Source organism: Streptomyces sp. NRRL B-24572, from assembly GCF_002156145.1.
Lineage (GTDB): Bacteria > Actinomycetota > Actinomycetes > Streptomycetales > Streptomycetaceae > Streptomyces > Streptomyces vietnamensis.
This window is the reverse complement of record NZ_MWIG01000936.1, coordinates 1-1502: the sequence shown is the minus strand read 5'-3', so window position 1 is coordinate 1502 and position 1502 is coordinate 1. Positions and strand designations below refer to the sequence as shown.

The following is a 1502-nucleotide window of genomic DNA, read 5'->3' as shown; positions in this document are numbered from 1 at the left end:
GGTGCACACGGTCGGGGTCGTCTCGGACCACATGCCGGTGTCGGAGACGATCACGGCGTCGGCGGCGAGGCGGTCCGCGTGCGCCTCGACCAGCTCCCGGAAGTGCGGCGAGCCGGACTCCTCCTCACCCTCGATCAGCAGCTTGAGGTTCACGGCGGGGGCGGTGCGGCCGGTGGCGGCGAGGTGCGCGCGGACGCCGAGCGTGTGGAAGAACACCTGCCCCTTGTCGTCGGCCGCCCCACGCGCGTACATCCGGCCGTCGACCACCGTCGGCTCGAACGGGTCCGTGTGCCAGCCGTCCTCACGGGCCGCCGGCTGCACGTCGTGGTGGCCGTAGACGAGGACGGTCGGGGCGTCCGGGTCCCCGGACGGCCACTCCGCGAAGACGGCAGGAGCGCCGGCGGTCTCCCACACCTCGACCGCGGTGAAGCCGGTCTCCGTGAGCTTGGCGGCGAGCCACTCGGCGCTGCGCCGTACGTCCCCGGCCCGGTCCGGCCGGGCCGACACGGAGGGGATGCGCAGCCAGTCCGCGAGGTCGCCGAGGAAGGCGTCGCGGTGCTGCTCGATGTACGTGCGTACGGCGTGGACGGCGTTGTCCGGGGTCTCGCTCATGGCTCCGAGCCTATCCGGCGTCCGGGGGTGCCCCACCCAGCAGGATCGCCTCGAGCTCGGCACGGCCGGGCAGGCGGCTCGGACGGGCGACCTCACCCGTTCGGACGTACACGAAGGCGGCGGCCACCTCCTCGGGCGCGAGGCCGTGCTGCTCGGCCCAGGCGAGCCGGTAGATCGCGAGCTGGAGCGGATCCGCGGAGCGGTCCCGGCTGGTCTTCCAGTCCACGATCTCGTACGCGCCCGAGTCCGGGTCCCGGTAGACGGCGTCGATCCTGCCCCGCACGACCCGGCCCGCGAGGGAGAGGTGCACGGGGACCTCGACGCGGTACGGGGTGCGGTGGGCGTACGGGGTGCGGGCGAAGGCCTCCTTGAGCTCGTCGAGGTCCCGCTCGTCGAGGATCTCCGGTTCCCCCGCGAAGTCCTCGCCGCCGGGCAGCTCCTCCGGGCCGAGGAACGGCAGCGGGAGCTCCTCGAAGCGGGACTCCACCCACGCGTGGAAACGGGTGCCCCGCCGGGCCGCCGGCTGCGGCGCCTTGGGCATCGGCCGGGCCAGCTCCTGGGCGAAGCCGTCGGGGTCGGCGGCGAGGCGCAGGACCTGGGAGGCGGAGAGGTACGCGGGGAGGAGGACGTCGCGGGTGGTCGCGCGGGCGCGGCGGAGCTCCGCGGTGAGGGCGGTGAGGTCTCGGTCCCAGGACGCGACGGTTCTTGTGTCCTCGGGGGTCAGGGGGTGCCGCTCCTCCCGGGGCGCCGGGATCGCGTCCTTGTGGGTGTCCTCGGGGAGGGTCTCCTCGTCCCAGACGGGTTCCTCCTCGTCCGGCCAGAGGTCCTCGGGGTCGGGGTCCGGGAGGTCGGGCGCCGTGCTCGTGGGGGTGTGCCCGCCCTCCCCCGAG

At 74.7% G+C, this 1502-nt stretch carries 2 protein-coding genes; both read right to left on the bottom strand.

Features of this window, described 5'->3' with window-relative positions; all coding sequences use genetic code 11:
* A partial coding sequence (locus tag CCN56_RS38520) for a M20/M25/M40 family metallo-hydrolase (protein WP_143664785.1) occupies positions 1 to 612 on the bottom strand: 612 nt, incomplete at its 3' end.
* 10 nt (positions 613 to 622) lie between these two features.
* Positions 623 to 1502: PD-(D/E)XK nuclease family protein (locus CCN56_RS38515; RefSeq protein WP_256962398.1), on the bottom strand; the 880-nt coding region annotated here is incomplete at its 5' end.